Annotated in this window: 1 pseudogene; it reads left to right on the forward strand. The window is 29.0% G+C overall.

What is annotated here, in order from left to right:
- Positions 1-1,375, forward strand: a pseudogene (locus tag A5868_RS18935) (hypothetical protein); the annotation flags it as partial.

Here is a 1,375-nt window from a genome sequence, read left to right on the forward strand (position 1 = left end):
GCCTGTATATCAAGATATTAAAGATACTTTAGATGATGGTAGAGTTAATTATTTGTTATTAGATGATGCTAATATGATCACAAATTTTGATGCTATTGTTAATCTTTTAGGGTTGGAAGAATTTGAAAAAAATTTAAAAATTGTTATGACTGTTAGAGATTATGCACTTTCAAAAATTGCTAACCAGATAAACCGTTTTGATAATAAAATACACAGACTTTCTTTGATGAATGATGATCAGATTGAACTGCTAATTAAAAGTATAAGTGATATTTCTTCTGTGAACATACGAAAAATCATGAGACTATCTCATAATAATCCGAGAATTGCTGTAATTGCAGCTAACATGGTTAAAGATGAAAACGTAGATTTCATCGAAAATGGAAAAGAGATATTGGATAATTATTATGGTCAGATTATTGAAGAGAATTCTCTTACTTCAAATGAAAAAATCAGTTTGTTCATTTTAAGCTTCAATAATAAGGTGAATTTAACGAATAGAGAAGACTTAAAAGAAATTCTGGATTTTTTTAAAATTGATTTTGACAGCTTTTCGTCTGCGTTACAACAACTTCATGACAAAGAACTGTGCGACATTTTCCAAGATAAAGCTGCTAGAGTCAGCGATCAAAGTTTATCAGATTTTGTAATAGTAGATTTTATTGCAAATAAGAAAAGCTCCAAAGTAAGAGATTTTTTTATTAATCTGTATCCTAATCACGAAAAAGAGATTGTTGAAACGCTTGTGATTGTCAATAATTTTAACTCTTCAAAGGAATGGATAGATTACCTAACCATTGAAATAAAGTTTGTTTACAACGAGATTATTGCAGATATTGATAAAGAACGTTTTTTGAAACAATATGGGGTAATTATTCCCGTCGAATCCCTTGCATATGTTCATGAAAAGATACAAGGTGTTGCTGATGTTGAATTTCAAGTATCTCAAAAAGAGTTCGAAGAGAAAAAGAAAAATCAAGGAGTTTTCGATCCGATTATAGGTATTCTTTGTTCATTATCAAATAGCGAAAGATTTAAGGATGCTGGCGTGCTTCTTATGGATTATTTCAGAAAAAGGCAGGATAAAATCTATGAAGTTTTTTCAGCGATAAAAGCCCATTTTGATATTGAGCAAGAATGGGATTCATATTTAGAAAAAAGGTTTAGCATTCTTGAAATTTTTCTTAATGAAAAAAATGTTAATGAATTAACAGCTTTGCTAATCACTAATATTGTAGAGGAATTTCTAAATTTTATTGGGGAAAGTATTACGTTCGATGGAAAGAATGGTGTTATTAATCGCTACAAGTTAGTTGATGGAGAATATTTGATTAAACTTCATAAAAAAATATTTGCTCTACTCTTTAAAGTTTAT

It is taken from the genome of Enterococcus sp. 12F9_DIV0723, assembly GCF_002174375.1.
GTDB classification, from domain to species: Bacteria; Bacillota; Bacilli; order Lactobacillales; family Enterococcaceae; genus Enterococcus_A; species Enterococcus_A gilvus.